Below are 1,268 nucleotides of genomic sequence, written 5' to 3'. Positions count from 1 at the left end.
CGGGATGCCTGTTATTAGCTTTTGTCAAATTTCTAAGCTGGAAAAGCTATGTTTGGATCATATTTTTTGTGATTCACCATTATCTGGTACGCTATCCTCAATATCTTTTTCGCAAGAATGCAAAGTGCTGCAACATAGCTTCGACCATTACCTCTTAATTGATCATAATAAGCTTTGAAGTGTTCATCATGTCGCATGGCTCCCCAAGCTGCTCCCCACAGTCTTTTTCGCAAATAACTATTGCCTCTTTTGGTAAGCTTACCGCGACCTTTCCATTTACCACTTTGACGAACACTTACATCATAACCAACATAAGCGACCCATGAATTCGCATCTTTAACATCTGTATCAAACTGGCTTATTAGTGCCGCCGTTATTTCTGAAACTCCAGGAATCTCTTGTATATCGTTTATTACATGGTCATCCACACATAGGTCACTAATTAACCGCTCAAGCTCTCTAGTCATACGACCCTTTGTTTTTTTCAGCTTACTTAATGTTTCAGCAAGGTCTCGTTGAACATCGCTCTCTTTGAATTTCAGGCCTTCATAAGTTTCATGGTAAGCATTTACGCTGCTCTGTAATCGCTGAATGAATTTTTCTAGCGAAGCTAACTGACCCATTTTTAATCGAATCAATATCTTACTATCACTTAGCTCTGTTGGCTTAGGTAGGTTTTTCTCTGTAATACACATGATGCCTAATGTTTCAGCATCAGCGGGGTCGCTTTTTACTTTACGAATATTAGCTTTACTATGTTTACTTGACTGAAGCGGGTTAAGAACAAGTAAGTTAAGTTTATATTTCGAAAAAACGGATACAATTTTCAAATGATAGTGGCCAGTAGATTCACAGATCACTTTACCTTGATAGTTTTCTTGCATTAGCTTTTGAGCTACTAAGTCGATAGATGAAATACTATTTTCTATATTTGTTATGTAGGTTTTGTCTTCCGTTATTTCAGCGAATGACAGTGAATCCTTTGATACATCAATCCCAATTCCTACACAATCTTTTATATGGTTTATAGATGAATTTTTCATAATATCTATTATCCTTAAACTGTGAGTGTTGAGCGATTTCTGGCCTTTTCATATCTGTTAAAGATTTTGAAAAAATACCTGTTATAGAGGCTCTGAATCGCTAGAGTAAGAAGAGGCTTTTGCATCCCGAGAAGCTAAAAGCTTTTGACGTCTTAGCCTCTTCTTCTCACTCTAGCTTAGCCCTTAAGTAATAATTTATTTAGGGGCTTCTTCTTTTATATGACG

Annotated in this window: 1 protein-coding gene; it reads right to left on the bottom strand. The window is 36.8% G+C overall.

Going from position 1 to position 1,268, the window contains the following annotated elements:
- Positions 1 to 32: 32 nt before the first annotated feature.
- Positions 33 to 1,043 (bottom strand): IS110 family transposase, encoded by a 1,011-nt coding sequence (locus tag ND16A_RS05155; protein ID WP_033078471.1) that lies wholly within the window; start codon positions 1,041 to 1,043, stop codon positions 33 to 35.
- Between the last annotated feature and the right edge of the window lie 225 nt (positions 1,044 to 1,268).

The organism is Thalassotalea sp. ND16A (genome assembly GCF_000764205.1).
Classification (GTDB): Bacteria; Pseudomonadota; Gammaproteobacteria; order Enterobacterales; family Alteromonadaceae; genus Thalassotalea_A.
Note: the sequence above shows the minus strand (reverse complement) of the source record. Positions and strands in the feature narration are given on the sequence as shown.